Origin of the sequence: Adlercreutzia equolifaciens (assembly GCF_029076695.1) — a bacterium.
Lineage (GTDB): Bacteria > Actinomycetota > Coriobacteriia > Coriobacteriales > Eggerthellaceae > Adlercreutzia > Adlercreutzia equolifaciens_A.
The window spans coordinates 1-323 of the sequence record NZ_JARFIK010000223.1; the positions used below are offsets into that span (position 1 = coordinate 1).

At 62.5% G+C, this 323-nt stretch carries 1 protein-coding gene; it reads left to right on the forward strand.

All coding sequences use genetic code 11. The features are described from left to right. Nucleotides 1-16: 16 nt before the first annotated feature. Nucleotides 17-298: a hypothetical protein gene (locus PZH32_RS12150; RefSeq protein WP_275208514.1), complete on the forward strand. Its 282-nt coding sequence runs from the start codon at nucleotides 17-19 to the stop codon at nucleotides 296-298. The last annotated feature ends 25 nt before the right edge of the window (nucleotides 299-323 follow it).

Below are 323 nucleotides of genomic sequence, written 5' to 3' on the forward strand. Positions count from 1 at the left end.
GCGGAAGGACGGGGAAGTGAATCTGAGATTTAAGGGCTTTCTGCGGGCCTATTGCCGGGAGTTATCGGGGCTGTCGACTGACAATTTGCGCAAGCTGTTGCAGGCGGTTTTGGACGATGCCCCTGCGGCTTCCGAGGTGGTTATGGCTTTCGCGGCGGCTCAGGGGAAGGAAGGCTACTTGGCTGAGCTGGCTCGGAACACGCGGCTCGAGGCCGAATTCGCGCGTGCCGCCCGCGAGATTGAGGGCGCGGGCGGAATAGAGCCGTTTGTGCAATCCGTGGCCGCACCCGAGCGCTAGCGCAAAGTTTGGCTCGCCTATCGGG